We start from the raw sequence: 26926 nt of genomic DNA, 5'->3' as shown, positions 1-26926 counted from the left end.
CCCCCCCACCGCGGCCCAAACCTCGACTCAGGTTTAGCGTGGCGGGTGAATGAGTCCATGGACTCATTCACCCGCCACACATCGAGCCGCCCGGCCTGACCGGAGGCCGGTTTGGTCAGAGGGAGCGTTGGTAGGCGCGGAAGGCCTGGGTGGCCAGGGCGGCGGCGGTCAGGGCGGCGGCGGTCAGGGCGGCCACCCGCCAGCCGGCCAGCGCCCAGTTCGGGTCGGCGGCGATGGTCTCGCGCGCCGCCGAGACGGCCCAGTCCAGTGGGTTCGCGAGCGCGATCGGCCGGATCCAGCCGGGCAGCAGGTCGCGGGACATCATCGCTGTCGAGAGGAAGGTCAGCGGCAGCGCGAGGAAGTTGGTCGCCGCGACCAGTGACTCCTCACGGCGGACGAGCAGCGCCAGCGCCATGGACAGCGCGGCGACCACGGTGCCGAGCGCGATCGCGACCAGGACCAGCACGAGCAGTCCGACGGCACCGCCCCCGTAGTCGGTTCCCAGTGCCCAGCCGAGCAGCAGGATGATCATCGTCTGGACGGTCGTCAGCAGGGCCTGGTAGGCAAGACAGCCACCGATGATCGCCCAGCGGCTGGCCGGGGCGGCGAGGATCCGGTCCATGACCCCGCGCTCCATGTCCGTGATGAAGCCCATCCCGGCCCAGCCGGCGCTGAAGAACGCCGACATCATCACAACGCCCGGTGTCAGGTAGTCGAAGTAGGAGCCGTCGCCGAATCCGGGTATGTCCGCGACTCCGCGGAACAGCGACCCGAAGAGCGGCAGCCACACCACGGCCTGGACCAGGCTGATCGACAGGTAGGCCGGCTGGCGCAGCAGCGCGCGCACGTTGCGCACGAAGAACGCGGCGAGCTGCCCGCGCCCGGACACGCGGGCCGGCCTGGCGCTCCCCGCCGCCGGTCCCGGCAGCACGGAGCTGCTCATCGGACGTCCCCCTGCCCGGTGCCCGAACCGTGCTCGCCTGCCGTGCCCGGCTGGCCTGCCGTGCCCAGTGTGCGTGGGGTGTCCGGTGTAGGCGGGGTGTCCGGAGGGTTCGCGGCGGCGTCCGGATCCCCGGAACGGGCTTCGGGCCGCATGCGGCGCCCCACGTGGCGCAGGTAGACGTCGTCCAGGGAGGGCCTGGCGATCGTCGCCGACGCCACCGCCAGCCCGGCGCCGTCCAGCGCCGCGATGACCGCCGGCAGGGTCGCGGCGCCGCCGGACACCCGGCTGCGTACCTGTCGGCCCTCGACGGCCACGTCCAGCACTCCGGGGACGGCGGCGAGGAGCTCACGAATCCGGGCCGCCTGCTCGGCGCCCTCGTGCGTCCGGTCGCCCTCCGGGTGGGCGGCGAGCTCGAGGTTCACCGAGTCACCGCGCAGCTCGCTGCGCAACGTGTCGGGACTGCCCTCGACGACCACGCGCCCACCCTCGACGATCGCGACCCTGGCGGCGAGGCGGTCGGCCTCCTCGAGGTAATGCGTGGTCAGCAGGATGGTCAGCCCGTCGGCGGTGAGGTCGGCGATCTCCCGCCACATGGCCGACCGGGCCTGTGGATCCAGGCCCGTCGTCGGTTCGTCGAGGAACAGGACGGACGGACGGTGGACGAGGCCGACGGCGACGTCCAGCCGGCGCAGCATCCCCCCGGAGTAGGTGCGGGCGAGCCGGTCGGCAGCGGCGCCGAGGTCGAAACGGTCGAGGAGCTCGTCGACCCGGCGGGTCAGTCGGGGGCCGCCCAGCCCGTAAAGGCGGCCCTGTAGCCAGAGGTTCTCCCGGCCGGTGGCGTCCAGATCCGTGCCGGATTTCTGGGTGACCAGGCCGATCGACCGGCGTACCAGGCCGGGATCGCGGCGGACGTCGTAGCCGGCGACGCTGGCCGTGCCCGAGTCCGCGCGGGACAGCGTGCTCAGGATTTTGACGGTGGTCGACTTGCCGGCCCCGTTCGGCCCGAGCAGGCCGAACACTGTTCCCGCCGGAACCGTGAAGCCGATGCCGGCCAGGGCCGGGACGGGCCGGGCGCCGCGTCCCCGGCCGGGGTACGACTTGTGCAGGTCGGCGACAGTTATCGCCGCGGTCGGGTCGGGCGGGCTCGCGGCCCCCCGGGGCGTCGCGCCCGCCGCGGGTGCGGCGGACGCCTTGGACGGTGCTGCCATGGGATTTCCCTGGTGGTGATGCCGCCCGCTCGGGCGGTGCAGGCCCAGGCCGCACCGGGTGATCCCGGCGCGGCCGCTGTCAGGGCGCACGCCGACCGCGTCCGGCCCGTGTCCGGGGCCGGACGCCGTGGCGGCGCCGTCCGGGGCGAGCGGAGCCGGCCTTGCCGCGTACCAGGGACGGTTATCGTCGACCTGGGAAGGTGTCCGGTACGCGCGGTGGAAACACCGCGAGGTCGGGCGCTCGCCGGGCGGGTCCCCGGCGCCGGTGTTGCCGCACCGGTGCGGGGGACCCGTCGTCGTCACGTCGTCATCGCGGCCCCCCGCCGGTGGTGCCGTCGCCGCCGCCCTCGATCGCCGCGGGCCCGCCGGAGAGCGTCTCCATCTCGGCGAGCAGCGCCGGTGTCAGCTCGCCCCACCGGCCTCCGGCGATCTTCTCCTTCACCGCGGTGACCAGCGCGTGCATCTCCTCCGGCCGGGCGGTGTCGGCGTGGAAGACGTCCCAGAGCTCGATGCCGTCCAGCTCGCGGGTGGCGATCGAGGTGATGAGGGCGTCCACGAAGCGCAGCTCGGCGTCCCGCAGGGCGTCGACGTACTCGCCCTCCAGGCGGAAGATCCGGGGCAGGTTCTCGACCGTGGCCAGCCGCGCGGTGGCCTTCGCCGCCTCGGACTCCTCGAGCAGCCGCTGCCGACGCTCGCTCAGCATGCGGACGGCGTCGTCCGGTGGCAGCACGGGGAGCAGTGAGAGGGCGGCCTCGAAGCGGGTGTACTCCTTCACCGGCGTGCTGACGAGCTCCGCCATCCAGTCGTCGAGCTCCACCCGCCCGGCGTCGGTGATCGCGTAGATCGTCCGCTCCGGGCGGCGGCCCTCGCGCACGGTCCGGGTCGCGACGATGCAGCCGGCGCGTTCCAGGCTCTCGACGACCGTGTAGAGCGAGCCGAAGTTGAGCTTGATGCTGTCGGCCTTGCGCCGCTCACGCAGCGTCGTCGAGATCTCGTAAGGATGCATCGGGCGCTCGTTCAGCAGCGCCAGGACGGCCAGGGCGAGCGGATTCGACATCCTGCGCCGTGCCATGAGTTCTCCGTCCTCCGCCCGTGGCTCGCGTGCCGCCGGTGCCCCTGCCGCCCGTGCCTGGGCTGCTGGCCCGCGTCCCGTGTTTCTGTGCTGCTTGGTACCGATTACTCGCCGCCGAGTATCAGGGTTCGGATGGCTGAAGGTCAACCGCCGTTCCTGGGATAGCGGGGAGTCGGGCCGGTGGCCCGTGTGGGGAAGGTCGCCTAGGACAACCGCGCCTATCGATCATCGGTGCGGGCGGAGGCACCCCGGGCCCGGTTCCGGCATCATCAGGACATCCACCGGGCCCGCAAGGTCCGCCGGGCGCCCGTCGAGTTCGCGGCGGGGCATACCATCGTCACTGGCGGCCAAGCAAGACCCGGGTAGATGAAGGATTAGGGTCTGGTTCGTCCCCGGCGCGCAGGTGCCGGGTCGGGACGAAAGTTGGTAACCGGAGCCGCCGCCGGTGGGCGGCCGGGGCAGACCCCCGTCCGCCGGCGGCCTCGGTCGGTGCCGACCGCTCCGGCCCCGCTCCCGCTCCCGCTCTCGGTGCCGGATCCGCGGCAGCACCCGCGCCGGGCGCGGGCTCGCGGCGAGACCTGCGAGGATCGGGGGCATGGTGGTTCCGTCTACCGCACCCGCATCCGATGATCTCTTCCGGCGGGCCCAGCGGGTCGTCCCCGGCGGGGTGAACTCGCCGGTGCGTGCCTTCCGCGCCGTCGGGGGCACTCCCCGCTTCATGACCTCCGGGTCCGGCCCGCGGCTCGTCGACGCCGACGGCCGCACCTACGTGGACCTTGTGTGCTCCTGGGGTCCGATGATCCTGGGCCACGCCCATCCCGACGTGGTCCAGGCGATCACGGCGGCCGCGGCCCGGGGCACCAGCTTCGGTACGCCCACCCCCGGCGAGGTGGAGCTCGCGGAGCTCATCGTCGAGCGGGTGGCCCCGGTCGAACAGGTGCGCCTGGTGAACTCCGGCACCGAGGCGACGATGAGCGCGATCCGGCTGGCCCGGGGGTTCACCGGACGTCCCACGATCGTCAAGTTCGCGGGCTGCTACCACGGGCACGTCGACGCGCTGCTCGCGGCGGCCGGCTCCGGGGTGGCGACCCTCGGCCTGCCCGACACCCCGGGCGTCACCGGCGCGGCGACCGCCGACACGATCGTCCTGCCCTACAACGATCTCGCCCTGGTCGAGGCGACCTTCGCCGAGCGCGGCGACACGATCGCGGCGGTCATCACCGAGTCCGTCGCGGCGAACATGGGGGTCGTCCCGCCGCTGCCCGGTTTCAACGCCGGCCTGCGGCGCCTGTGCGACGCCCACGGCGCCCTGCTGGTGTTCGACGAGGTGATGACGGGGTTCCGCGTCTCCCGCACCGGCTGGTGGGGCCTGGAGGGCGCCGTGGAGGGCTGGGTGCCCGACCTGTTCACCTTCGGCAAGGTGATGGGCGGCGGCCTGCCGGCCGCGGCCTTCGGTGGCCGGGCGGACGTGATGGCCCGACTGGCCCCCGCCGGCCCCGTCTACCAGGCCGGGACGCTCTCCGGGAACCCGCTCGCGGTGGCCGCCGGGCTCGCCACGCTGCGCGCCTGCACCGACGAGGTCTACGCGACGGTCGACGCGCGCGCCGCCGACGTCGCCGGCATCGTCTCCACCGCCCTGAACGAGCAGGGCGTCCCGCACCTGCTCAACAGCGCTGGGTCGCTGTTCAGCGTGTTCTTCACCGACGCGACGACGGTCATCGACTACGCCGGCGCGAAGCGGCAGGCGAGCGAGCGCTATGCCGCCTTCTTCCACACCATGCTCGACGCGGGGGTCTACCTTCCGCCGTCGGCCTTCGAGGCGTGGTTCGTCTCGGCGGCGCACGACGACGAGGCGGTCGAACGGATAGCCGCGGCGGCACCGGCGGCCGCCCGGGCCGCGGCGGCGGTGGCGGTGGGCGCGGCGGTCGCGGTCGGCGGGGGGGCCGTGTGAGCGGGCCGGAGGTCACGACCGTGCACCTCGTCCGGCACGGCGAGGTGTTCAACCCGAGCAAGGTGCTCTACGGCCGGCTGCCCGGCTACCGGCTCTCCGAGACCGGCGAGCGGCAGGCCAAGATCACCGCCGAGTACCTGGCCGGCTTCGATGTCGCCGCGGTGGTGGCGAGCCCGCTGGACCGGGCGCAGCAGACGGCCACCCCGATCGCGGCGGCGCACGGCGTGCCGCTGCAGGTCGACCCGCGGCTGATCGAAAGCCGCAACGCGTTCGAGGGCAGGACCTTCGAGGCGGGCCCCGCGGTGTTCCGCTATCCGGCGATGTGGAAGCTGCTGCGTAACCCGCTGACGCCGTCCTGGGGCGAGCCGTACACGGAGATCGCCGGGCGCATGCTCGGCAGCGTCGCCGAGTGGCGGGACGCCCATCGGGGCCGGCACGTTGTCCTGGTCAGCCACCAGCTTCCGGTGTGGATCGCCCGGCGCGCGCTGGAGGAGCAGCACCTGTGGCACCGCCCGGACCGGCGGCAGTGCGCGCTGGCGAGCGTCACCTCGGCCGTCTACGTGGCCGGGGAGCTCCTCCGGGTGGAGTACAGCGAGCCCAACGGGCCCACCGCCAACGCGCCCGGCTCCGTGGGCGCGTGAGGGCCGGCCCCCACCGCGTCGGATGATCCATCCAGCCCTGCGCCTCCTGCGGTGCCCCGTCTGCGCGGCGCCCCTGGCCGACCCGGAGGGTGCCGTGCGGTGCGCCGCGGGGCACTCCTTCGACGTCGAACGGTCCGGCTACCTGAACCTGCGTACGGGCCGGGCCCGCCGGGTGTCCGGGGACACCGCCGAGATGGTCCAGGCCCGGGTCGACTTCCTCGGGGGTGGCCACTACGCGCCGCTCACCGCCCGCCTGGTCCAACTTGCCGCGGCCCGAACGGGGGGCGGGCGGACACCGGCCGATGCTCCGCCAGCCGATCACCCGGCGGTCAGTGATCCGGCGGCCGGTGCTCCCGAGCTCGTGCTGGAGATCGGCGCCGGCACCGCCCACCACCTCGCGGCCGTCGTGGACGCGGGGCCGCGGCGGCTCGGGATCGCCGTCGACGTGTCGAAGTACGCGCTGCGCCGCGCGGCACGGGTCCATCCGCGAATCGGTGCCGTGGCCTTCGACGTGGCCGACCGCTGGCCGCTGCCCGACGCGTCCGTCGACGTCCTGCTGGACGTCTTCGCGCCGCGCAACCTCGCGGAGATGCGCCGGCTGCTGCGGCCGGGGGGCACGCTGCTTCTGGTCACACCCGGAGAGGGGCACCTCGCGGAGCTGCGGGAGCCACTCGGGCTCGTCGGCGTCCAGCCGGGCAAGCGGGCACGGCTGGCGGACGAGCTTTCCGGCCGGTTCGCCCAGCTCTCCTGGGAAACGTTGACCCGTACCCTCCAGCTCGGCGTGGACGAGGTCGTCGACGTGGCTCTCATGGGCCCCACCGGGCATCACACGGGCGCGCCCGAGCTGCGCCGGCGCCTGGCCGCGGTGTGGCCCCCCGGCCGGGCCGCGATGGACGTCACCGCCTCCTTCGTCATCGACCGCGCGCAGGCGCCCGAGGCCTGACCTGTGGCGGGCCGGCGTTGCCGGAACCGGCGTTGCCGGCACAGCCGGCCCGGTGTGCGGTCCCGGTGTGCCGGCCGGGCTGGAGCGCCTGGATCGCGTCAGTGCCACGGGGCCGAGTCGAAGGTCCTGGGACGGACGTCCGGGGCCTGTGCGGCCAAGCCCTGACGCGTGCGGCTCACGGGGCACCTACTCTGGAGGGCGTAGTTCTACGGTTGGTCGTAGAAGGTCGGCGATGCCGAAAGGAGCGGGCTCATCCTGGGCTGGGAGCGGGACACTGGGCGGAGACGCCGCGTGATGGCCGTGGTCGCCGCCGTGCTGCTGGTCGGCGGCGGGCTCGCGGCCTGCTCGGCGAACGCGAGCAAGGTCGACGCCACGGGTGGCGGGGGCTATGGATTCGTTCAACAGGCACCCGGGCAGGACTTCGTGCCCGCCGCGGACCGCCGTGAACCGCCGGGGATGTCCGGCGCGACGCTCGACGGGAGCCAGCTCGACCTCGCCTCGCTGCGAGGCAAGCCCGTCGTGGTGAACTTCTGGGCCTCTTGGTGTGCCCCGTGCCGGGCGGAGACCCCCGGTCTCGTCACACTCGCCGGCAGGAATCCGGACGTCGCCTTCGTCGGGGTGAACGAGAAGGACAACGCCTCCAGCGCGAAGGCGTTCACCCGCGACTTCAAGGTCGGGTACCCGAGCATCGTCGACCGGCTCGGCACGCTCGCCGCCGGTTGGCCGGTCGCCCCGGGCCTGCCGTCGACGTTCGTCCTCGACGCGGACGGCCGCATCGCCGCGCGCTTCACCGGTGGCGTGCTGCCGGCGGAGCTGACCACCGTGCTCGAGCGGCTCCGGACGGAGGTCTAGTTCCGGATGGGTGTCGTGGACGTCGTCACGGACGGCCCGCTGCTACTGGCGGCGCCCGTCGCGGCCGCGGCGGGGCTGCTGTCCTTCCTGTCGCCGTGCGTGCTGCCGCTGGTCCCCGGCTACCTGTCCTTCATCACCGGGTTGTCCGGCGAGGATCTCCAGCGCCGTCCGGCGCAGACAGCCTCCGCCGGCTCCGCGGCGTTCGCCGCGACCGCGGAGCCGGGCGAGCCCGCCGCCGCGCCGATGGCTGCCGCCGGAGCGCCCGCGGCTGTCGGAGCGCCCGCCGCCGCAGGCGTGTCAGGCATGTCAGGCGCGGCCGACGTGGGTGGCCCCGGGCGGGGGTCCGGTGCGTTGCCGGCCGTCGGCGTACCGCCGTCCGGCGGTGCTGCGGCGGCCGCCGGCGGGCAGCCGTCCGCGCTGGTCCGGCGGCTGGGGGAGCTGCGCAGGGTCGGCCGGGTGACCGCTGGAACCGGGCTGTTCGTGCTCGGTTTCAGCGTCGTGTTCGTGACGTACGGGGTGGCGTTCGGCGGCCTCGGCCAGTGGCTGAACCTGCACCAGGTCGGGCTCAGCCAGGTGCTCGGTGTGGTCACGATCGTGATGGGGCTCGGCTTCGCCGGAGTGTTCTCCCAGATGTCCTGGGCCAACCGGGAGTGGCGCTTCCACCGCATGCCCAATCCCGGGCTGCTCGGCGCCCCCGCGCTGGGCCTGCTGTTCGGTCTCGGCTGGACGCCGTGCATCGGCCCGACCCTGGCCGCCGTGCTGGGGCTCGCCGCGCAGAGCGCGACGGCCGGGCGCGGCGCGTTCCTCTCCGCCATGTACTGCCTGGGGCTAGGGCTGCCCTTCCTGGCTGTCGGCCTGGCCTTCCGCCGGGCCGCCGGTGCCCTGCGGGTGGTTCGCCGCCACGCCCGACTCCTCGCGCTGACCGGCGGCGCCCTGCTGGTGACGGTGGGCGTTCTGCAGCTCACCGGAGCCTGGGCCGACCTTGTCGCCGAGCTGCGCCCCTACGCGCCCGGATTCTCGGAGACGCCCCTGTGAGCACACGTCCCACCGCGCCGTCAGGACATGTCGACGGGCTGCGCCCGGACGATCCGACGGTCCTCGAGGCCCCGGAGGCGTTCGACCCACCGGCTCCGCGAGCGTCGTCGCGGCGCCCGCCCGCGGCCCGCGGGCCGGCGGGGAGCGCCCCGGAGACGGGCCCGGACGAGGCGCCGAAGGCGGATTCGGAGTCGGGAGCCGGAACCGTCTCGGGAACGGGCCCGGGAGACGTCCCGGAAGCGGGACAGGAAACCGGCGCTGACGCGCGGCCGGCCGGCGCCGCGAGTGCCGCCGGTTCCGCGGAACCGGCCGGTGCCGCTGGTTCCGCGGACGCAGCCGGTGCCGCTGGTTCCGCTGGTTTCGCGGGTGCAGCCGGTGCAGCCGGCGCAGGGCCGCGCGCCGCCTGGCTCGCGCTGCTGGTCCGGTCCTGGCGGCAGCTCACCAGCATGCGCACCGCGCTGGTGCTGCTCTTCCTGCTCGCGCTGGCCGCGGTGCCCGGCTCGCTCATCCCCCAGCGCAACCTCAACCCGATGAAGGTCGAGGAGTACTTCGCCGAGCACCCCACGCTCGCCCCCTGGCTCGACCGGTTCTCCGTCTTCAACGTCTTCGGCGCGCCCTGGTTCGCCGCGATCTACCTCCTGCTGTTCATCTCGCTGATCGGCTGTCTCTGGTCGCGGGTGCACTGGCACGCGCGGGCGTTGTTCACCGCCCCGCCGAAGGCGCCGGCCCGGCCGGGCCGGCTGCCCGGCGGCAGCACCTGGACGAGCCCGCTCGACGCCCCGGACGCCGTCGACCTGGCCCGTGGGGCGCTCCGCGGGCGGCGGTTCCGGGTGGCCGTCGCGCCTGGTGACGCCCGCCGTCCCGACGGCTCGCCGGACCACTCGGTCGCCGCGGAGAAGGGCTACCTGCGCGAGAGCGGCAACCTGGTGTTCCACCTGGCGCTCGTCGCGCTCCTCGCCGGGATGGGGCTGGGCTCGTGGTTCGGCTACCAGGGCACCGTCCTGGTCGTCACCGGCAACGGGTTCGCGAACACCCTGATCTCCTACGACCAGTACAGCGGCGGCGAGCTGGTGGACGCGGCCGGCCTGCCGCCGTTCTCGCTCACCCTCGACCAGTTCTCCGCCTCGTACCAGGACAACGGCCAGCCCGCGGACTTCCGGGCCGACGTCTCGTACCAGTCGGACATCGGCTCGCCCGTGCGCACCGACACGATCCGGGTCAACCACCCGCTGCGGATCGGCAGCGCGAAGATCTACCTGATCGGTCACGGCTACGCGCCGCACTTCGTCCTGCGTGACCCCGCCGGCGCGGTCGTCTGGGAGTCCTATGTGCCCTGCACGCCCCGGGACGGCATGTTCACCTCGACCTGCACGGTCAAGATCCCCGACACCGGCCTGCCGCCGGTGGGGGAGCGCCAGGAGCCGCAGCAGCTCGCGTTCAGCGGGGTGTTCACCCCGACCACCGTGCTGGACCCGGGGCACGGATACGTCTCCACCTTTCCGGCGGCGCGGGCGCCCGGGCTCACGCTCACCGGGTTCGTCGGGAACCTGCACCTCAACGAGGGCATCCCGCAGAACGTCTACGCCGTCGACACCCGGGACATGACCCAGTTCCCGATGACCGGGCCGGCCGGGGAGAAGCGGATCGCCCAGGTCGTCGCCCTGAACAACCCCGGGCAGCGGACGCTGACCGGCCTGCCGGGCGGCCTCTCGCTCGAGGTGGACGGCGTGCACGAGTTCGCCACGTTCCAGACCAAGTCGGACCCCTACAAGGGACTGGTGCTGGGCGCGTCCGTCGTCATCATTCTCGGCCTCGTCGCGAGCCTGCGGGTGCGGCGCCGCCGGGTGTGGGTGCGGGCGACCCCGCTGGACGGTGGCGGCAGCACGGTGGAGGTCGGCGGCCTCTCCAGATCGGACGCGCAGGGCTTCGCCGCCGAGCTGGCCGCCCTCAGCGAGGAGATCCGGCTCGACACCACCGAGGCCGAGGCCACCGCGGCCGACACCACCGCGGACGGGGCCGCCGCGGACGGGGCCGCCGCGGACGGGGCCGCCGCGGACGGGGAGAAGCCGGCCGCTGCCATGCCGGCCGACCCGGTCACGAGCACGACCATCAGCGCCACCAGCGAACGGGAGCCTTGATGCCGGTCAACGAAGGCATGGCCAATCTGTCCGACCTGCTGTTCGGGACGTCGGTCGCCGTCTACGCGGCGGGGATGCTCGGATACGCGGCCGAGTTCGCGTTCAGCCGGCTCGGCACGCCGTCCGGGAAGGCCGCCACCGCGGACGGTGACGGGCAGCTGGAGACCGCCGGCGAGGCCGGTGCGCAGGCCGAGAAGCAGGAGATCCTGGTCGGCGCCGCGACCTCCGCCACCGGCACCGCCGAGGCCGCCGGGGGCAGCATCGAGGCCGCCGGGAAGCCGGGCAGGCCCGGGAAGGCGACGCGGGCAGGGGCGGGCACCGCGGGCCTGGCGGACGCGGCCGGAGGGGCCGCGGGCTCGGACGTCGCGGCGGGCGGTGGCGATGCCGCCGGATCCGGGTTCGCGCCCTGGATCGGCCGGATCGCGGTGGTTCTGACGATCGTCGGCTGGGTGGCGCACGTCGGTTCGGCGGTCACCCGGGCGATCGCGGCGAGCCGGGTTCCCTGGGGCAACATGTACGAGTTCTCGTCCATGATCTGCCTGATCGCGGTGACGACGTTCCTGGCCCTGATGACCCGCCAGCAGATCCGGTGGCTCGGGGTCTTCGTGATGGTCCCGGTCGTGCTCTCCATGGGCTTCGCCGGCACGGTCCTCTACGTCGCGGCGGGGCCGCTCGTCCCAGCGCTCAACTCGTACTGGCTGCGGATCCACGTCGCCGGGGCGATCGTCGCCAGCGGTGTCTTCCTGGTGTCCGCTGTGACGACGGTCCTGTTCCTGCTGAAGGACCGTTGGGAGAACCGGCTGGCCGAGGTGGCCTCCGGCCGCGCCGAGGCGTCGCGAGCCATGCGCAGCCGGGGCGGGATCGTGATGCGCCTGCCGTCCTCGGCCACCCTCGACACGATCACCTACCGCGCGATCGCGTTCGCCTTCCCGATCTGGACGTTCGCCATCATCGCCGGGGCGATCTGGGCCGAGGCGGCCTGGGGCCGCTACTGGGGCTGGGACCCGAAGGAGACCTGGTCCTTCATCACCTGGGTGATCTACGCGGCGTACCTGCACGCCCGCGCGACAGCCGGGTGGCGGGGACGGCGCGCGGCGGCGGTCTCGCTGCTGGCCTTCAGCGCGCTGTTCGTCGACTACTACCTGGTGAACCTGGTGATCAGCGGCCTGCACTCGTACGCCGGGGTCTGAGGCACCGGCAACGGGTGGAACTGACCCCTGGGCTGCCGGCCGTGGGGCCGGCAGTCGGGGGTCAGCCGCGGGCGGGCGGCTCGGGCTCGCCGCCGCGGATGCGGTTGGCGAGCTCCCGCAGGAACTCGGGATCGTCGTCCGGGCCGACGGGACGGACGGCCTGGCGGCGCATCCCTGTCCGGGAGACCCCGGAGCGGGTGCGGCCGCCGGCGGCACGCTCGGTTCCCCATGGCCCACGGCCGCCGAACGCCGGGTGGTCCGAGGCCGCACGGCGCTCGTAGCCGTCGTAGCCGTGGGCGACGCGTGGCCGCCCGAACAGGAACCAGCAGACCGAGCCGAGGAAGAAGAAGACGATCAGCACGATCAGCCAGATCGGTTTGGGCACGACCTTGACCGCGTCCGCTGGAGTGCCGATCACGTCTATGACCGAAAACACCCAGACACCTATGATCAGGAATGTCAGCGCGAGACCCAGCACCGGCCGACCGCTCCTCTCACTCGCTGTGAGCGGCGCGCCGCCGCGCACCTGCCCGTGGACATCGCCGATCGGCGTGCCCCTGTCGAAGACGCACCGGCACCTCGCGGTCACCGGCGCTGGACTGTCCGCCCCCGGCCTCCCGGACCCGCTCTGTCGGATCCACGGCTTCCAGGATGAACGTCTCGTGTGTCCCTAGTGTGCCTCCCGGGTGGACGCCATGTCCCAGCGGTCCGCGAAGGCGCTGTTCACCGGTCGCGAATGTGACGCGCCAGACGCTTGGAGCGCCCTGGGACAGGGTACGACCAGCAGCCCTTCGCCGGCGCTGCAAAGATGGACGCCATGGCCTGGGCCGATCTCCGCGCGTTCCTCGCTCACCTCGACCGGAGCGGGGACCTTCGCCGGGTGCGGGTTCCCGTCGACACCCGCCTGGAGGTGACCGAGATCGTCACCCGGGTCGTCCGCGAACGCGGCCCGGCACTGCTCTTCGACAAGCCCCTCGGCTCCGACATGCCGCTGGCGATCAACGTGTTCGGCACCGAGGCACGGATGGCCGCGGCGCTCGGCGTCGACCGCCTCGACGACGTCGGCACGCGCATCGGCGAGATGCTGCGCCCCGAGCTGCCAGTCGGCTTCGGCGGCCTGCGTGACGCGCTCGGCAAGGCCGCGCAGCTCACCGCCCTGCCGCCGCGCAAGGTCCGCACCGCTCCCTGCCAGGACGTCGTCCTCAAGGGCTCGGACGTCGACCTGAACCTGCTGCCCGGCGTGCACGCCTGGCCGCGTGACGGCGGGCCGTTCCTCAACCTGGGGCTGACCCACACGAAGCATCCCGAGACCGGGGCGCGCAACCTCGGCATGTACCGGCTGCAGCAGCACGACGCCCGCACCGTCGGCATGCACTGGCAGATCCACAAGGACTCCAACGCCCACCACGCCGTCGCCGAGCGGCGCGGCGAGCGGCTGCCGGTCGCGATCGCGTTCGGCTGCGACCCCGCTGTCACCTACGCGGCGTCCGCCCCGCTGCCCGCCGAGATCGACGAGTACCTGTTCGCCGGCTTCCTGCGCCGCGAGCGCGTCGAGATGGTCGACTGCCTGACCGTCCCGCTCCAGGTGCCGGCGAACTCCCAGGTCGTGCTCGAGGGCTGGCTCGAGCCCGGCGAACGGCTGCCCGAAGGGCCCTTCGGAGACCACACCGGCTTCTACACGCCGATCGAGCCGTTCCCCGCGCTGCACGTCGACGTGATGACCATGCAGCGCGACCCGGTCTTCCAGAGCATCGTGGTCGGACGTCCACCGCAGGAGGACGGGCCGATGGGCAAGGCGACCGAGCGCATCTTTCTGCCGCTGATCCGGATGATGATCCCCGAGATCGTCGACTACGACCTGCCCGAGGCCGGGGTCTTCCACAACTGCGCGATCGTCTCGATCGAGAAGCGGTTCCCCAAGCACGCCCAGAAGGTGATGAACGCGGTCTGGGGCGCGGGCCTGCTCTCGCTGTCGAAGCTGATCATCGTCGTCGACGCCGACTGTGACGTCCACGACTACCACGAGGTCGCCTGGCGGGCGTTCGGCAATGTGGACTACGCGCACGACCTGCTCACCACGGTGGGCCCGGTCGACCACCTCGACCACGCCTCCTACGAGCAGTTCTACGGCGGCAAGGTCGGGGTCGACGCGACCCGCAAGCTGCCCACCGAGGGATACCGGCGCGACGGCGGATGGCCCGAGGAGATCGTCATGGATGAGGCCGTCCGGGACAGGGTGACGCGTCGGTGGAAGGAGTACGGCCTGTGAGCGACGCCGCCTTCGCCCCAGGCATGCCCGGGCGGGCCTCCGGCGGGCCGACGCACGGCCCGGTGCGCGCGTTCCTGCGGCTCGTCGTCATCGAGCACTCCGTCTTCGCACTGCCGTTCGCCTACGTGGCGGCGCTCGCGGCCTGCTTCGCGGTCTCGCGGTCGGTGCACTGGCGCGACCTGGCCCTCGTCACGGTCGCGATGGTGGCGGCCCGCACGTTCGCGATGGCCACGAACCGGATCATCGACCGGGCCATCGACGCCCGCAACCCGCGTACCGCCGGTCGCGAGCTCGTCACCGGAGTGGTGTCCGTCCGCACGGCGGTTGTCGGCTCGATCGTCGCGCTCGCGGTGTTCCTCGGCTCGGCCGCGGCTCTGTCCTGGCTGTGCCTGGCACTGGCCCCGGTCGCGGTGGCCCCGCTCTTCGTCTACTCCTACGCGAAGCGGTTCACCGACTTCCCGCAGGCGATCCTCGCGATCGCCCAGGCCGTGGCCCCGGTCGGCGCCTGGATCGCCATCACCGGCCGGTGGTCGTGGTCGGCCGTCCTGCTCGGGCTCGCCGTCGGCACCTGGATCGGCGGCTTCGACCTGATCTACTCCTGCCTGGACGCCGAGGTCGACCGGCGGATCGGGGTGCGCTCCGTTCCGGCGCGGTTCGGCGTCCGGGCCGCGCTCGCGGCCTCGGTCGTCACCCACGTCGTGACCTTCGCGCTGTTCGTCGTGTTCGGCCTGCTGGAGGACTTCGGTGCCTGGTGGTGGGCCGGCCTGGTGCTGACCGCGGCGGCCTTCTGCTACGAACACGCGATCGTCTCGCCGACCGATCTCTCCCGGATGAACCGCGCGTTCCTCACGGCCAACGGCTTCGTGGGGATCGGCCTGTTCGCCTTCGCGCTGGCCGACCTGGTCAGCCGCGGTCTGTCCGGCTGATCCACGGGATGTCCCGATCCGCCGCCGGCGCACCCGGCGGCCCGCCCGCGACGGGGGGCGATCCGCGGCGGCCCTGGGTCGTCGGGGTCAGCGGCGCGAGCGGAACGCCCTACGCCGCCGCCGTCCTGCGCGGTCTGCTGGCCGCCGATCTGCCCGTCGACATCGTGGTCTCCCGCGCGGCCCGGCTCACCCTGCTCGACGAGACCGGCATCGGCTGGCGGGACGGCGCCTGGCGCGACCCGCTGGCGAGCTGGCTCCGCACCCGGCTCGACGGCCGGCCCCGCGCCGACGCGGCCGAGGTGGCCGCCCGCGTCGACCGCCTGGTGGACGTCCACCCGCCCGACGACATGGGTGCGCGCCCGAGCAGTGGCTCCTACCCGACCCAAGGGATGATCGTTGTCCCGGCGAGCACCGCCTCGGTCGCCGGCATCGCCCTCGGCCTGTCCAAGGACCTGCTCCAGCGCGCGGCGGACGTCACCCTCAAGGAGGGCCGGCGCCTGGTCGTGGTGCCCCGGGAGATGCCCTACACCCGGGCCACGCTGCGGCACATGCTCGACCTGGACGCCGCCGGTGCCGTCGTGGCCGCGGCCAGTCCCGGCTTCTACGCCGGCGCCCGCGCCGCGGAGGACCTGGTGGACTTCGTCGCCGGCCGGGTTCTCGATGCCGCCGGCGTTCCCAACACCCTGTTCCGCCGGTGGACGGGCGAGCTCGGCGCCGCCCGCACCGCCCCGGCGCGTACAACAGACCTGGGGGACGGGCCGCGGCGCGCCCCGACCAGCGGATAAGGGACGGGCGGGAACGTCATGGCGAGAAAGAAAGCCGGACAGGCACGTGGCCGGAACCCGGCGTCCGCGGGGCCCGCGAAGCCTGCGCGGCCCGGGGCACCCATGGGCCCCGGGGCAGCGGCGGGTTCCGGGAGCCAGCGGCGGCCGCGCCGTGAGCCCGAGGTCGCCCCGGATCTGCGCGTCCAGCTCCCGTACTTCCTGATCCGGCTTGCCGTGCTCGTGATCCTCACCGTGGTCCTCATCGCGGTCGGGGTGGCCCCGCTGCTCGGCGTCCTCATCGGCTTCGCGGCGGCCGGGCTCCTCACCTGGCCGCTGGGCCGCATGCAGCGGCGGGCCGCGCAACGGTCCGCCGAGCGGGCCAGGGCCGAAGACTCCACCGGGAACCCGCCCGCTTCCCGAGGGTGACTGTGCATGGTTCGGGCAGCGACCGCGATCGGGCCTGCGGCGGGGATCACGGCACCGCTGGCGGACCGGGACGTCATGGATTGTCGGTCCGCGGAGCTACGCTGGATCGCATGGATGCCGGGCTCAAGCGCGAGATCGAAGCCAAAGTCCACGACGGTGCCCGGCTCAGCCGGGCCGACGGTGAGGCCCTCTACGCGAGCGACGACCTCGCCTGGCTGGGCGGTCTCGCGCACGAGGTGCGTACCCGAAAGAACGGCGACCAGACCTTCTTCAACGTGAACCGGCACCTCAACCTGACGAACGTCTGCTCGGCCTCGTGCGCCTACTGCTCGTTCCAACGCAAGCCCGGCGAGTCGGACGCCTACACCATGCGCATCGAGGAGGCCGTCCGGCTGGCGAAGGATATGGAGCCGGCCGGGATCACCGAGCTGCACATCGTCAACGGCCTGCACCCGACGTTGCCGTGGCGTTACTATCCGCGGTCGCTGCGCGAGCTGGGGAAGGCGCTGCCCGGCGTCGCGCTCAAGGCGTTCACCGCCACCGAGATCCACTGGTTCGAGAAGATCAGCGGCCTCTCCGCGGACGAGATCCTGGACGAGCTCATCGACGCGGGCCTGGAGTCGTTGACGGGCGGCGGCGCGGAGATCTTCGACTGGGAGGTCCGGCAGAAGATCGTCGGCCACGAGACCCACTGGGAGGACTGGTCGCGGATCCACCGTCTCGCGCACTCCAAGGGCCTGCGCACGCCGTGCACGATGCTGTACGGCCATGTCGAGGAGCCGCGGCACCGGGTCGACCACGTGCTGCGCCTGCGTGAGCTGCAGGATGAGACAGGCGGTTTCGCGGTGTTCATCCCGCTGCGCTTCCAGCACGACTCGGTCGGCGATCCCCGCAACCGCCTGATGAACCAGCCGATGGCGACCGGTGCGGAGGCTCTCAAGACGTTCGCGGTGTCGCGGCTGCTGTTCGACAACGTCGATCACGTCAAGTGCTTCTGGGTGATGCACGGGCTGACCACCGCCCAGCTGTCCCTGAACTTCGGCGTCGACGACCTCGACGGCTCGGTCGTCGAGTACAAGATCACTCACGACGCGGACGGCTTCGGAACGCCGAACACGATGACCCGGGAGGATCTTCTATCCGTGATCCGTGACGCGGGCTTCCGGCCGGTCGAGCGGGACACCCGCTACCGGGTCGTGCGCAGGTACGACGGTCCGGACACCACCCGGCGGGACAACCCCGTCTCGATCGACGCCTGACCCGGCGATGGCGCTCGAGGAGAACCCGGCCCGGTCGGGCGGCGGATCGCGGCCCGACAGCCCGGTCGTGGCCGACAGCCCGGTCGTGGCCGGCGGGCCGGCGGCGCCCGGCCCGCCGGATCACGCGGGCGGGCCGGCGGGCCCGCCGCCCGGGGGCGCTCGCCCGGTCCGCCCGGTCCGCCCGGAGGGCGCGCCTGGGATGGGCTCCATCTTCGTGCTCGCGTTCCTGGTGATCCTGGTACCGGGGCTGGTCGCCTACAGCCTGCTGCGGTGGTGCGGCCTGGCGATCGGCCCGGCCGGCCTGCTCGGGCTGCTTGTGATCATCGTCGGGCTGGGGTTCTTTCCATCGGTCCTGCAACGGCTCGGTTGGGTGCGCCGCCGTCGGGGGCGTCCCGCCAGAAACCGGAGAGCATGATGTCCGCTGACGACGTGTCGCCGTCCGCTGGCGGCCACCCCATCGGCACGGGTGGCGCGGGTCGCGGGCGGGCCGGAGCCGCGCCGGGTGAGGGCGGGCTCATGGGGCTCAACCTCCGGTACTTCGCGCTGCGCGCGGCGATGTTCGGCGCCGTCCTCGGGGTGCTGTTCCTGGCCGGCGTGGGCGGCGTGCTGGGGTTCGCGCTCGCGGCCGTGATCAGCGGCCTGCTCAGCTACCCGCTGGCGCTGCGCCAGCGCCGGGCCGTCCTGGACAATGTCGCGGCGCGGCGCGGCGGCCGACCCTGGTGACGGCCCCGGGCGGCCTGGCTGACCACCGACCTGGTGGCGGGCCGGAGCGCCCGGAAGCGGCGGAGCGGCCGGAAGTGGCGGAGCGGCCGGGTCGGCCCAGGGTCGGCCACATCCAGTTTCTCAACTGTCTGCCGCTCTACTGGGGCCTGGTCCACTCCGGTGCGCTGCTCGACCTGGAGCTGACCAAGGACACCCCGGACCGCCTGAGCGACGCACTGGTCGCCGGTGACCTCGACATCGGCCCGATCAGCCTCGTCGAGTATCTCCGGCACGCCGGGGATCTCGCCGTCCTCCCGGATCTGGCCGTGGGCTCCGACGGGCCGGTCCTGTCGGTCGTCGCCACCAGCGCGCTCCCGCTCAGCGAGGTCCGCACCGTCGCGCTGGGCTCGACGTCCCGGACGAGTGTGCTGCTCGCGCGCATGCTGTTCGAGCAGCGGTGGGGGCTACGCCCGCAGTACGTGACCATGCCGCCTGACATCCCGCTGATGCTGCGTGAGGCCGACCTGGCCGTCACGATCGGCGATGTGGCGCTGCGGGCGACCTACGACGCGGAGCGGGCGGGCCCGGGCCATCCGCTGCGGGTGTTCGACCTCGCTCGCGAGTGGCGGGAGTGGACCGGCCTGCCGATGGTGTTCGCCCTCTGGGCAGCCCGGCGCTCGTTCGCCGCGGCCCATCCCGGCGTGGTCAAGGAGGTTCACGAGGCCTTCCGGTCGAGTCTCGACGCGGCCCTGCTCGAAGTGGACGAGGTCGCCCGGCGCGCGGCACGGTTCGAGGTGTTCGACCCCGCGACGCTGGCCCGCTACTTCACGACGCTCGACTTCCGGCTGGGTGCCCGCCAGCAGGCCGGAATCCTGGAGTTCGCCCGCCGCGCGGCGGCCCGTGGCGACGTGCCACCGCTCGGCGAGATCGTTTTTGCGTCGGTGTGACGCCGACTCTCGCCGCGCCCGCCGCGTCTAGTCATCCGCGCCGGGCGCGGCGGGCACGAATGCCCGAGTGGTGCGCCGGTGCCGGGAAGCGACCCGGATATCCCGGTCGGCGGCGGACCTAATGATCGCCGGCTTGCCGGGCCGCCCCGGTGACCTACTCGCAACGCCGCAATGGTGACGTATTAGACAGGCGGCCGGAATGCCTGGGAGATACCCACCGGGGGTGTGGCCCGCTGCGCACTGGCCGTCGCGAAACGTGCGATCCGGCTTTTGACGAGAGCGATGAGCCGAGGCGGTGTCGCCCGGCCACCCGGCGCAATCAGCATCTCGTCCAGGTTCGGTTGTTGCGCGGCTGCGGCGCCGCTCACGCCTGTCGCGGAAAGTGACGGTACTCCGTCGCTCTGCTGGTGGTTCCAGGTCGAGCGCGGGGCGGCCGCGCCACCCGAAGGTGCGATGCCGGCGCCGCGCCCCCGGCCCTCCATGTACCCAGCGTGATCGGCGGTGGATTCGAGCGGGTGGTCGACCCCGTCCTGGCTGTCCGCCGCGCCGGTACGGGCCGCGTGGGTGCCGGCCCGCAGATCCGAACCGGCGGAGCGCGTCGCCACCAGCCCCTGCTCCGCTCGGCGGCCGTCGAGCCCGGCCCGCCCCGCCGCGGGCTCGGACTCCTCGGCGTGCCGGGCGGCCGCGTCGATGAGGCTGTTGACGGCGAGTGTCCACGCACGCAGGCCCTCGTGGCCGGTCAGCTCGGTGAACACCGCGGCCTCCAGGCAGCAGGTGCTGGCCTTCGCGAGCTCGTCCATGTCGAGCAGGGAGATGGCCAGCAGCCCGGCCAGGTGGCCCGCGATCATGAAGAGGCGGAACTGCTGGTGCGGCAGCATCGGGGTGCGCAGGAGCTGGTCGACGAAGGCCTGCTGGTCGAGGACCTGGGCGGTGAGGTCGGCCGGGTCCAGCAGGTCGGCCGCCGCGATGAGGTCGGCGGCGAGCCGGTCGAGATAGTCGAGCTCGCGGTCTGAGCGCCGGTGGTCGAGGAGGTCACCGATCCGCCGGCGGGACTCGATCTCCGCGTCGGGCTGGCGGCGGTGCCGCTCGGTGCGCTCGGCGATGGCGGCCTCGCGCAGGTCGACGAGCGCGCCCCCGGCCTCCAGGGCCGCGTCGACCGCGGCGAGGACCGGCCGCGCCGGTATGCCCCGGCTGGGCTGTTCCAGCTGGCCGATGTACTGGCGGCTGTATCCGGTCCGCCCGGCCAGTTCGTCGCGGGACAGGCCGCGCTCACACCGGCGCCGCCGGATCTCCGTCGGGAGGATGTCCTCCGCGGTACTCGAACCCTGCCGGCCTCGGCTCCGTTGCCGCATCTGCGCCGATCCTTCCGCTGGCCGCCTGCTCACCGTTATGGGACGCGGCGGCACCTTCCCGCCTGGACGCGTGGTGCGGTCAGCCGACCGCGTTCACGCACCATACGGATCTGGTGCCTGCCGTCGTGTGCCTGGTGGGTTTCCAAGGGTGTGGCCCGTTCGGGTCACGGATACGAGACATCACCTTGTGTGATCAGAATACTCCGCCTGGCGCAGGTGACGACTAGGGGCCAAAGGTCCTAGACACGGAGAGTCGTCGTCGACCCGTTGGTGTGTGGTAGCTGTGTGACGCCGAATCTGATCACACTCCGTGATCGTTGCCTTGGATGACGGATTGCCCGTCGGGGCGTGCGGGGTGGGTTTGGGTGCTGACTGGTATGCGCTCGGCGACCGTCCGGATCCCGTCCGGCGGCGACATCCCTGTTTTCCCGGAATCCACCCTCCGGTATTGTGAATCGATTGTGTCTTCAGTGTTTTTGATCGACGGATCGGAAATAGGGCCTGAAAAGCCCGCGCTCGCCGCCTGGTCGAGACAATTCGCCGCACCGGCCCGGGTATCCGCTCTGGGTGGCCCGTCAGGTGCTTCTGGGTGGGAGCGAACGGGTGGGGTACCCGGCGCGGTCGGGTCATACCGCGAAACCATCCCGAATGACGATGGGCACGACTCGCCCGCGGCGCGTACAAAAGACGAGTGATGGACTGCTGGCCGTCGACGGACGCGGAAGTCGGCGTCGCTGAAGTCGGCGCCGCTGAAGTCGGTCTCCCCGAAGTCGGCGTCGCGGGAGCCGGTCTCAACGGGGCCGGTCTCAACGGAGCCGGTGTCTCCGACGCCGAGGTGGCCCGCGCGCCGGCCGGGCGCGGCCGGTTCCGGCCCGGTCCGTTCCGCGTCGTGATCGCGGATGACGCCGACGGGCTGCGCGAGCTCCTCTGCCTCCTGTTCGACACCGAGCCGGACTTCACCGTGGTCGGCCGGGCGACGAACGGGGCGGAGGCCGTCGAGGTCGTCACCCAGACCGCGCCCGACCTCGTCCTGCTGGACGTCGCGATGCCCGTGCTCGACGGCATCGGAGCCCTGCCGCATGTGCGGATGGCGGCGCCCGACGCGCGAGTGGTGATCTTCACCGGCTTCTCCGAGAGCGCGCTGCGCGACGAGGTCATGGCCCTCGGCGCGGACGAGCTGATGGAGAAGGACCTGTCCACCAGCGCGCTGCTCGACCGGCTCCGGCAGATGTGCCGGCGCCCACGCCTCGTCTGAGCCCCACGGGCGAGCCCCGTCCCGCTTCGGCCCGGTTCCGGCCGTGCCGTCGGCTCGAATTCCCGGTCGTTCGCGCGTCGTGTGTGAGCCGTGACCCAGATGGGGTGTGACGACACAACCACGACGTCAGGGCGTCATCTGTGGGAGCATGGCCATCGTGACTGCCCGGGTCCATCTGCTGGAGCCGTCGGTCGGGCGAACAGACGCCCGTCGCCGACGCGCTGGCGCGTTCCCGCCGGCTGGGCCGTCACGGTCGGGGATCAACGTTATCCGGTTCATGCCCGGTGCCTCGACGGCCCCCTCGGCGCCGTCGGCGTACTCCGGCTCCGGCCAGCCGGGCCGGCATGGTCCGTCCGGCGTCCGCGGCGCGCTCGCGTCCCGGCCGGGTGACGTCTGCCCCGTCGACCTCCGCCTGGTCGCACGTCTGCACGTCGACCTGTTGCGCGTCTCCAGCGCCGGCTGTCGCCGCTCCCGCTGAACTCCGCCCGCGCCGGCGTTCGACGCCGTCGTGGACCCTGCTCACCGAGAGATCTCATGACTTCTCCTGCTCGACCCCCGCGTGCCGCGCGCCCGCAAAGCCCGTCCCGACCCAAGGGGCAGGGCCAATGGGCGCTGGGCTACTCCGAGCCGCTCAACCCCAACGAGCGGATGAAGAAGGACCAGGACGGCCTCGCCGTGCGCGAACGCATCCTGAACGAGTACCCGCACACGGGGTTCGACGGGATCGACCCGCAGGATCTGCGCGGCCGGTTCCGTTGGTGGGGGCTTTACACCCAGCGCCGGCCGGGGATCAGTGGCGGCCGCACCGCCGTCCTCGAGCCCGAGGAGCTCGACGACCGCTACTTCATGCAGCGCATCCGCCTGGACGGCGGCCGGATGACCTCCGAACAGCTCCGGATCATCGCTGACATCTCCACCCGTTACGGCCGGGACGTCGCCGACGTGACCGACCGCCAGAACATCCAGCTGCACTGGATCCGCATCGAGGACGTCCCGGCCATCTGGGGGGCGCTCGAGGCCGCGGGGATGACCACCGAGGAGTCGTGCGGCGACACCCCGCGCGTCATCCTCGGCTGCCCGCTGGCCGGGGTGGACGCCGACGAGGTCATCGACGCCACCGGCGTCATCGACCAGGTGGTGGAGCGGTTCGTCGGCGACACCACGCTGTCGAACCTGCCCCGCAAGTTCAAGAGCGCGATGTCGGGCTGCCCCGACCAGTGCACCCTGCACGAGATCAACGACATCGCCTTCGTCGGTGTCGTGCACCCCGAGCTCGGCCCCGGATACGACCTGTGGGTCGGCGGTGGGCTGTCGACGAACCCGAAGCTCGGCGTGCGCCTGGGCACCTTCGTCACCCCGGAGCGGGTGCCCGAGGTGTGGCACGGCGTCATCCAGCTCTTCCGTGACTACGGCTACCGGCGGATGCGGACCAGGGCGCGGCTGAAGTTCCTCGTCGCCGACATGGGCGTCGAGTGGGTGCGCTCGACCCTGGAGAAGGAGTACCTGGACGCGGCGCTGCCGGACGGCCCGGCGCCGCTGCCGCCCCGCAACGAGGGCCGCGACCACATCGGCGTCCACCAGCAGCGTGACGGGTTCTTCGCGGTCGGCTTCGCGCCGCGGGCCGGCCGCCTCACCGGGACGACGCTCACCGCCGTCGCGAACCTCGCCGACCGGTTCGGCCAGGGGCGGATCCGGGCGACCACCACCCAGAAGCTGGTGATCCTGGACGTCCCCGGCGAGAATCTCGACGCGCTCGAGGCGGAGCTGGCCGCGCTCGACCTGGTCGTCCGGCCGAGCGTCTTCCGCCGCGGCACGATGGCCTGCACCGGCATCGAGTTCTGCAAGCTGGCGATCGTCGAGACCAAGGGCAACGCCCGCGACCTCATCGTCGAGCTGGAGCGCCGGCTGCCCGACTTCGACGAGCCCATCGGCATCAACATCAACGGCTGCCCGAACGCCTGCGCGCGGTTCCAGGTGGCCGACATCGGCCTCAAGGGCTCGCTCGTCCCGGACGACAACGGCGAGATGGTCGAGGGGTTCCAGGTCCACCTCGGTGGCCACCTGGGCACCCGCTCCCGGCTGGGCCGGAAGTCACGTGGTCTCAAGGTGACCGCCGACGGCCTGGTCGACTACGTCGTCGGCCTGCTGGAGACCTACCAGGAACACCGGGCCGACGGCGACACCTTCGCCGACTGGGCGGAACGCGCGGACGAGGCGCTGCTGACCGGCGTCGGGTCCGGCTCCGCGTCGGCCGGCTCCGCGTCGGCCGGCCCGGCCGGCGGCCAGACCGAGGGCGGCGCGACGTGAGCGCCCGCGCCGTCCCGTTCTACTGCCCCTACTGCGGTGACGAGGACCTCGTTCCCGAGCCCGCGCCGGGCGGGACGGGCGAGGGCCACGGGCACTGGTCGTGCCGGTCGTGCCGGCGCGCCTTCCGGCTCAGTCTCACTGCGCTGGCCACAGCCAGAACAGGTTCGGCGAACGGCACCGTCGTGGCGCCGTCGGACGTGGAGGAGAAGAACTGATGGATGCCGCGCTGAAGGCCCGGGCACTGCGGGCCGGCGACGAGCTCGAGGGCGCCCCGGCGGAGGAGATCCTCCAGTGGGCCGCCGACGAGTTCGGCACCGGTCTCGTCGTCGCGGCGTCGATGGCCGAGGCGGTCCTCGTCGACATGCTCGCGCGCATCCGCTCGGACGTCCCGGTGGTCTTCATCGACACCGGCTACCACTTCGCGGAGACCATCGGCACCCGGGACGCCGTCGCGCACACCTACTCGTTGCCGATCATCAGCGCCCGCCCGCAGCTCACCGTCGTCGGTCAGGACGCCGTGCACGGGCCGCGGCTCTACGAGAGCGACCCGGACCTGTGCTGCCGGATGCGCAAGATCGTCCCGCTGGACCGCGCGCTCGCCCCCTACCGGGCCTGGGCGGCCGGTTCGCGGCGGGTGGAGTCCGCCGGGCGCAAGAGCCTGCCGGTCGTCGGCTGGGATCAGCGCCGCGGCAAGGCCAAGATCCACCCGCTGGCCACCTGGACGGACGAGGACGTCGAGCGGTACGTCCAGGAGCACAACGTGATCGTGAACCCGCTGCTCTCCGACGGCTACGAGTCGGTGGGCTGCTGGCCGTGCACCCAGCGCGGCGCCGGCCGGGACGGCCGCTGGGCCGGTACGACCAAGACCGAGTGCGGCATCCACTAGTTCGCTTGGCCCGCAGCCGGGAGCCGGGTGGCGCACAGTTCGGGGCAGGTGGCCAGGACCACGCTGTACCGTGCACGCCGTGGCAGTCGTGACACCTGGGCCGCAAGCCCGTGGATCCGGGTCGGATCCGGCACCTTCCCAGGTCAGTCGGCCCGGCGAGGTATGGCTGGTGGGGGCTGGGCCGGGTGATCCCGGGCTGCTGACGGTCCGCGGGCGGGAGCTGCTCGCCACCGCCGACGTCGTCGTCACCGACCGCCTGGCCGCAGCCGTCCTCCTCGACGTCGCCCGGCCGGACGCCCGCGTCATCCACGTGGGCAAGAGCCCGACGACGTCCCGCAGCCAGGACGAGGTCAACGCGCTGCTGGTCGAGCACGCGCGCGCCGGCGCCCGGGTGGTGCGGCTCAAGGGCGGCGACCCGTTCCTGTTGGGCCGGGGCGGCGAGGAGGCCGAGGCCTGCGCCGCCGCCGGTGTCAGCTGCACCGTGGTCCCCGGCGTGACCTCCGCGATCGCCGTGCCCGCGTACGCCGGCATCCCCGTCACGCACCGTGGTGTCGCGCAGGATCTCGCGATCATCTCCGGCCACCTGCCGCCGGGGCACCCCGAGTCGACGGTCGACTGGGCCGCGCTCGGTGCCTCCCGCGCCACGATCGTCGTGCTCATGGGGGTCGCCCGGCTGGTCGACATCGTCGACGCGCTACTGGCGGGCGGACGTCCGCCCGGGACCCCGGCCGCTGTCATCGAGCGCGGCACGACCCCGGCACAGCGGGTGCTCCGCACGACCCTGGACGCCCTCGTCGTCGACGCCGTGGCCTTCGGGCTGCGCTCCCCGGCGGTGCTGGTCGTCGGCGAGGTCGCCGCACGCAGGGACGCCGCCGTCCCCATCCCGCCGGTGGTCGAGGCCGACGCCGATCACGGCGAGCGGGTCCCTGACGGGTACGGCACGCGGGACACGCGCGTCCCCGACGGGCAGGGCATTTCCGACGGGCAGGGCATTTCCGGCGGTCGGGGCGTCTTCGGTGGTCGGAGTGTCTCCGGCGGGCAGGGCGGCCGCGCCTCGTCGGGGCGGCCCGGGGTGGCCGGCGACGCTCCGCTGGCGGGTATCCGTGTCCTCGTCCCGCGTACCAGGGCGCGGCAGGGGCTGCTCGCCCGCAGGCTGCGCGAGCTGGGCGGCGAGGCCGTCGAGACGGTGGTCAGCCGGCTCGTCCCGACCGGGGACGCGACGCCGCTGCGCGAGGCGCTTCCAGGTGCGGACGGCCTCGTGCTGGCTGACTCCGACGAGGTCGCCGCCGTGGTCTCGCTGCTGCGGGGCGCGGGTACGGACGTGCGGGCGCTCGCCGGGCTGACGCTCGTCGCGGCATCCGCCTCGGCCGCCGCCGCGCTCGACGCGCTGGGGCTGGCCTGCGCGCGGTCGTCGGCCGAGGTCCAGGTCGCCCACACGGTGGTGACGGAGGTCCCGGTGCCCGGGCTGCGGGTGGTGATCTGCGGGGCCGCGCCGCCGCCGGTGGGGATCCGGACGCTGCGTCGCGTGCGGCTGCTCGCCGACGCGCCCGCCGAGGCCGACCCGCGGATCGCCGAGGAACTGCGCCATGGTGACGTCGACGCCGTCGCGCTGGCGTCGTCGACGGCGGCCCGCTGCCTGGTCGAGCTGTACGGTCCGTTGCCGGACAGTGTCCTCGTCGCCGCGATGGGCCGGCGCACCGCGCAGGCCTGCGAGGCTGTTGGCCTGCGGGTGGACGCGATCCCGTCCGAGCCGGGGATCTACCCGCTCGCGGCGGCGGTCGCCGATCTCGTGGCCGGCCGGCGAGCGCCGACGGCGTAGCCCAGGGCGTCGGCAGACCCGGTCGGGGGCCTGCCGACGCC

General features: G+C 73.1%; 26 protein-coding genes. 21 read left to right on the top strand and 5 right to left on the bottom strand.

The window, feature by feature from the left end; genetic code table 11:
* Positions 1-115: 115 nt before the first annotated feature.
* The 3 genes from FMEAI12_RS28435 to FMEAI12_RS28425 all read right to left on the bottom strand — a co-directional run bounded on the left by FMEAI12_RS28435 (position 116) and on the right by FMEAI12_RS28425 (position 3223).
* Positions 116-943 (bottom strand): ABC transporter permease, encoded by an 828-nt coding sequence (locus FMEAI12_RS28435; RefSeq protein ID WP_112108482.1) that lies wholly within the window; start codon positions 941-943, stop codon positions 116-118.
* Positions 940-2151, bottom strand: a complete 1212-nt coding sequence (locus FMEAI12_RS28430; RefSeq protein WP_112108488.1) for an ATP-binding cassette domain-containing protein — start codon at positions 2149-2151, stop codon at positions 940-942. The genes FMEAI12_RS28435 and FMEAI12_RS28430 overlap by 4 nt, the downstream gene beginning before the upstream one ends.
* A 307-nt stretch (positions 2152-2458) precedes the next feature.
* Positions 2459-3223, bottom strand: a complete 765-nt coding sequence (locus FMEAI12_RS28425) for a PadR family transcriptional regulator (protein ID WP_112108481.1) — start codon at positions 3221-3223, stop codon at positions 2459-2461.
* Between the two features lie 595 nt (positions 3224-3818).
* On the opposite strand from FMEAI12_RS28425, the gene hemL reads away from it, so the two are divergent.
* The 7 genes from hemL to ccsB all read left to right on the top strand — a co-directional run bounded on the left by hemL (position 3819) and on the right by ccsB (position 11973).
* Positions 3819-5174 (top strand): glutamate-1-semialdehyde 2,1-aminomutase, encoded by a 1356-nt coding sequence (gene hemL, locus FMEAI12_RS28420; protein ID WP_112108480.1) that lies wholly within the window; start codon positions 3819-3821, stop codon positions 5172-5174.
* Complete coding sequence (locus tag FMEAI12_RS28415) at positions 5171-5815, top strand: histidine phosphatase family protein (RefSeq protein WP_112108479.1); 645 nt, start codon at positions 5171-5173, stop codon at positions 5813-5815. The genes hemL and FMEAI12_RS28415 overlap by 4 nt, the downstream gene beginning before the upstream one ends.
* Positions 5816-5837: 22 nt before the next feature.
* Positions 5838-6758: a putative RNA methyltransferase gene (locus FMEAI12_RS28410; protein WP_112108478.1), complete on the top strand. Its 921-nt coding sequence runs from the start codon at positions 5838-5840 to the stop codon at positions 6756-6758.
* 294 nt (positions 6759-7052) lie between these two features.
* Positions 7053-7610: a TlpA disulfide reductase family protein gene (locus FMEAI12_RS28405; protein ID WP_071066476.1), complete on the top strand. Its 558-nt coding sequence runs from the start codon at positions 7053-7055 to the stop codon at positions 7608-7610.
* A 6-nt stretch (positions 7611-7616) separates the two neighbouring features.
* Positions 7617-8645: a cytochrome c biogenesis CcdA family protein gene (locus FMEAI12_RS28400; protein WP_112108477.1), complete on the top strand. Its 1029-nt coding sequence runs from the start codon at positions 7617-7619 to the stop codon at positions 8643-8645.
* On the top strand, positions 8642-10783 hold the full coding sequence (locus FMEAI12_RS28395) for a cytochrome c biogenesis protein ResB (protein ID WP_112108476.1): 2142 nt from the start codon (positions 8642-8644) through the stop codon (positions 10781-10783). The genes FMEAI12_RS28400 and FMEAI12_RS28395 overlap by 4 nt, the downstream gene beginning before the upstream one ends.
* Positions 10783-11973 carry a c-type cytochrome biogenesis protein CcsB gene (gene ccsB / locus FMEAI12_RS28390; RefSeq protein WP_112108475.1) on the top strand — a complete coding sequence of 397 codons (1191 nt, stop codon included), beginning with the start codon at positions 10783-10785 and terminating at the stop codon, positions 11971-11973. Before FMEAI12_RS28395 ends, ccsB begins: the two co-directional genes overlap by 1 nt.
* A gap of 61 nt (positions 11974-12034) precedes the next feature.
* Here the strand turns inward: ccsB and FMEAI12_RS28385 are convergent, their stop codons facing one another.
* On the bottom strand, positions 12035-12451 hold the full coding sequence (locus tag FMEAI12_RS28385; protein ID WP_112108487.1) for a PLD nuclease N-terminal domain-containing protein: 417 nt from the start codon (positions 12449-12451) through the stop codon (positions 12035-12037).
* Between the two features lie 339 nt (positions 12452-12790).
* Between FMEAI12_RS28385 and FMEAI12_RS28380 the strand changes: the two genes are divergently transcribed.
* From FMEAI12_RS28380 to FMEAI12_RS28345, 8 genes are all read left to right on the top strand, one after another.
* The gene (locus FMEAI12_RS28380; protein ID WP_112108485.1) at positions 12791-14242 is read left to right on the top strand and encodes a menaquinone biosynthesis decarboxylase; all 1452 of its coding nucleotides are present in this window, start codon (positions 12791-12793) and stop codon (positions 14240-14242) included.
* Entirely contained in the window at positions 14239-15168 is a 930-nt protein-coding gene (mqnP, locus tag FMEAI12_RS28375; protein WP_200835441.1) for a menaquinone biosynthesis prenyltransferase MqnP, read from the top strand. Before FMEAI12_RS28380 ends, mqnP begins: the two co-directional genes overlap by 4 nt.
* Positions 15169-15176: 8 nt before the next feature.
* Entirely contained in the window at positions 15177-15953 is a 777-nt protein-coding gene (locus FMEAI12_RS28370) for a UbiX family flavin prenyltransferase (RefSeq protein WP_020463537.1), read from the top strand.
* A gap of 102 nt (positions 15954-16055) precedes the next feature.
* The gene (locus FMEAI12_RS28365; protein WP_235014693.1) at positions 16056-16358 is read left to right on the top strand and encodes a hypothetical protein; all 303 of its coding nucleotides are present in this window, start codon (positions 16056-16058) and stop codon (positions 16356-16358) included.
* A 110-nt stretch (positions 16359-16468) separates the two neighbouring features.
* Complete coding sequence (mqnE, locus tag FMEAI12_RS28360) at positions 16469-17617, top strand: aminofutalosine synthase MqnE (protein ID WP_041254931.1); 1149 nt, start codon at positions 16469-16471, stop codon at positions 17615-17617.
* Positions 17618-17624: 7 nt separating this feature from the next.
* Complete coding sequence (locus tag FMEAI12_RS28355) at positions 17625-18032, top strand: hypothetical protein (protein WP_112108474.1); 408 nt, start codon at positions 17625-17627, stop codon at positions 18030-18032.
* The gene (locus tag FMEAI12_RS28350) at positions 18032-18340 is read left to right on the top strand and encodes a hypothetical protein (protein ID WP_071066468.1); all 309 of its coding nucleotides are present in this window, start codon (positions 18032-18034) and stop codon (positions 18338-18340) included. Before FMEAI12_RS28355 ends, FMEAI12_RS28350 begins: the two co-directional genes overlap by 1 nt.
* Positions 18341-18414: 74 nt before the next feature.
* Entirely contained in the window at positions 18415-19266 is an 852-nt protein-coding gene (locus FMEAI12_RS28345; RefSeq protein WP_041256667.1) for a menaquinone biosynthetic enzyme MqnA/MqnD family protein, read from the top strand.
* A 182-nt stretch (positions 19267-19448) separates the two neighbouring features.
* On the opposite strand, the gene FMEAI12_RS28340 is transcribed toward FMEAI12_RS28345, so the two are convergent.
* The gene (locus tag FMEAI12_RS28340) at positions 19449-20618 is read right to left on the bottom strand and encodes a helix-turn-helix transcriptional regulator (protein WP_112108473.1); all 1170 of its coding nucleotides are present in this window, start codon (positions 20616-20618) and stop codon (positions 19449-19451) included.
* Positions 20619-21312: 694 nt separating this feature from the next.
* Here FMEAI12_RS28340 and FMEAI12_RS28335 point away from each other — a divergent pair.
* The 6 genes from FMEAI12_RS28335 (at position 21313) to cobA (ending at position 26885) form a co-directional block, all read left to right on the top strand.
* On the top strand, positions 21313-21873 hold the full coding sequence (locus tag FMEAI12_RS28335; protein ID WP_165938532.1) for a response regulator transcription factor: 561 nt from the start codon (positions 21313-21315) through the stop codon (positions 21871-21873).
* Between the two features lie 148 nt (positions 21874-22021).
* Positions 22022-22351: a hypothetical protein gene (locus FMEAI12_RS38750; protein WP_112108472.1), complete on the top strand. Its 330-nt coding sequence runs from the start codon at positions 22022-22024 to the stop codon at positions 22349-22351.
* Positions 22352-22407: 56 nt separating this feature from the next.
* On the top strand, positions 22408-24180 hold the full coding sequence (locus FMEAI12_RS28325) for a nitrite/sulfite reductase (protein ID WP_112108471.1): 1773 nt from the start codon (positions 22408-22410) through the stop codon (positions 24178-24180).
* Positions 24177-24395 (top strand): hypothetical protein, encoded by a 219-nt coding sequence (locus FMEAI12_RS28320; protein WP_018505187.1) that lies wholly within the window; start codon positions 24177-24179, stop codon positions 24393-24395. The genes FMEAI12_RS28325 and FMEAI12_RS28320 overlap by 4 nt, the downstream gene beginning before the upstream one ends.
* A complete protein-coding gene (locus FMEAI12_RS28315; protein ID WP_112108470.1) occupies positions 24395-25066 on the top strand; it encodes a phosphoadenylyl-sulfate reductase in 672 nt (223 codons plus the stop codon). Before FMEAI12_RS28320 ends, FMEAI12_RS28315 begins: the two co-directional genes overlap by 1 nt.
* Before the next feature lie 70 nt (positions 25067-25136).
* A complete protein-coding gene (cobA, locus tag FMEAI12_RS28310) occupies positions 25137-26885 on the top strand; it encodes a uroporphyrinogen-III C-methyltransferase (protein ID WP_112108469.1) in 1749 nt (582 codons plus the stop codon).
* The last annotated feature ends 41 nt before the right edge of the window (positions 26886-26926 follow it).

Origin of the sequence: Parafrankia sp. Ea1.12 (assembly GCF_900465275.1) — a bacterium.
GTDB lineage: Bacteria > Actinomycetota > Actinomycetes > Frankiales > Frankiaceae > Parafrankia > Parafrankia soli.
The sequence above is the reverse complement of the archived record's forward strand: the minus strand, read 5'-3'. Positions and strand labels throughout refer to the sequence as shown.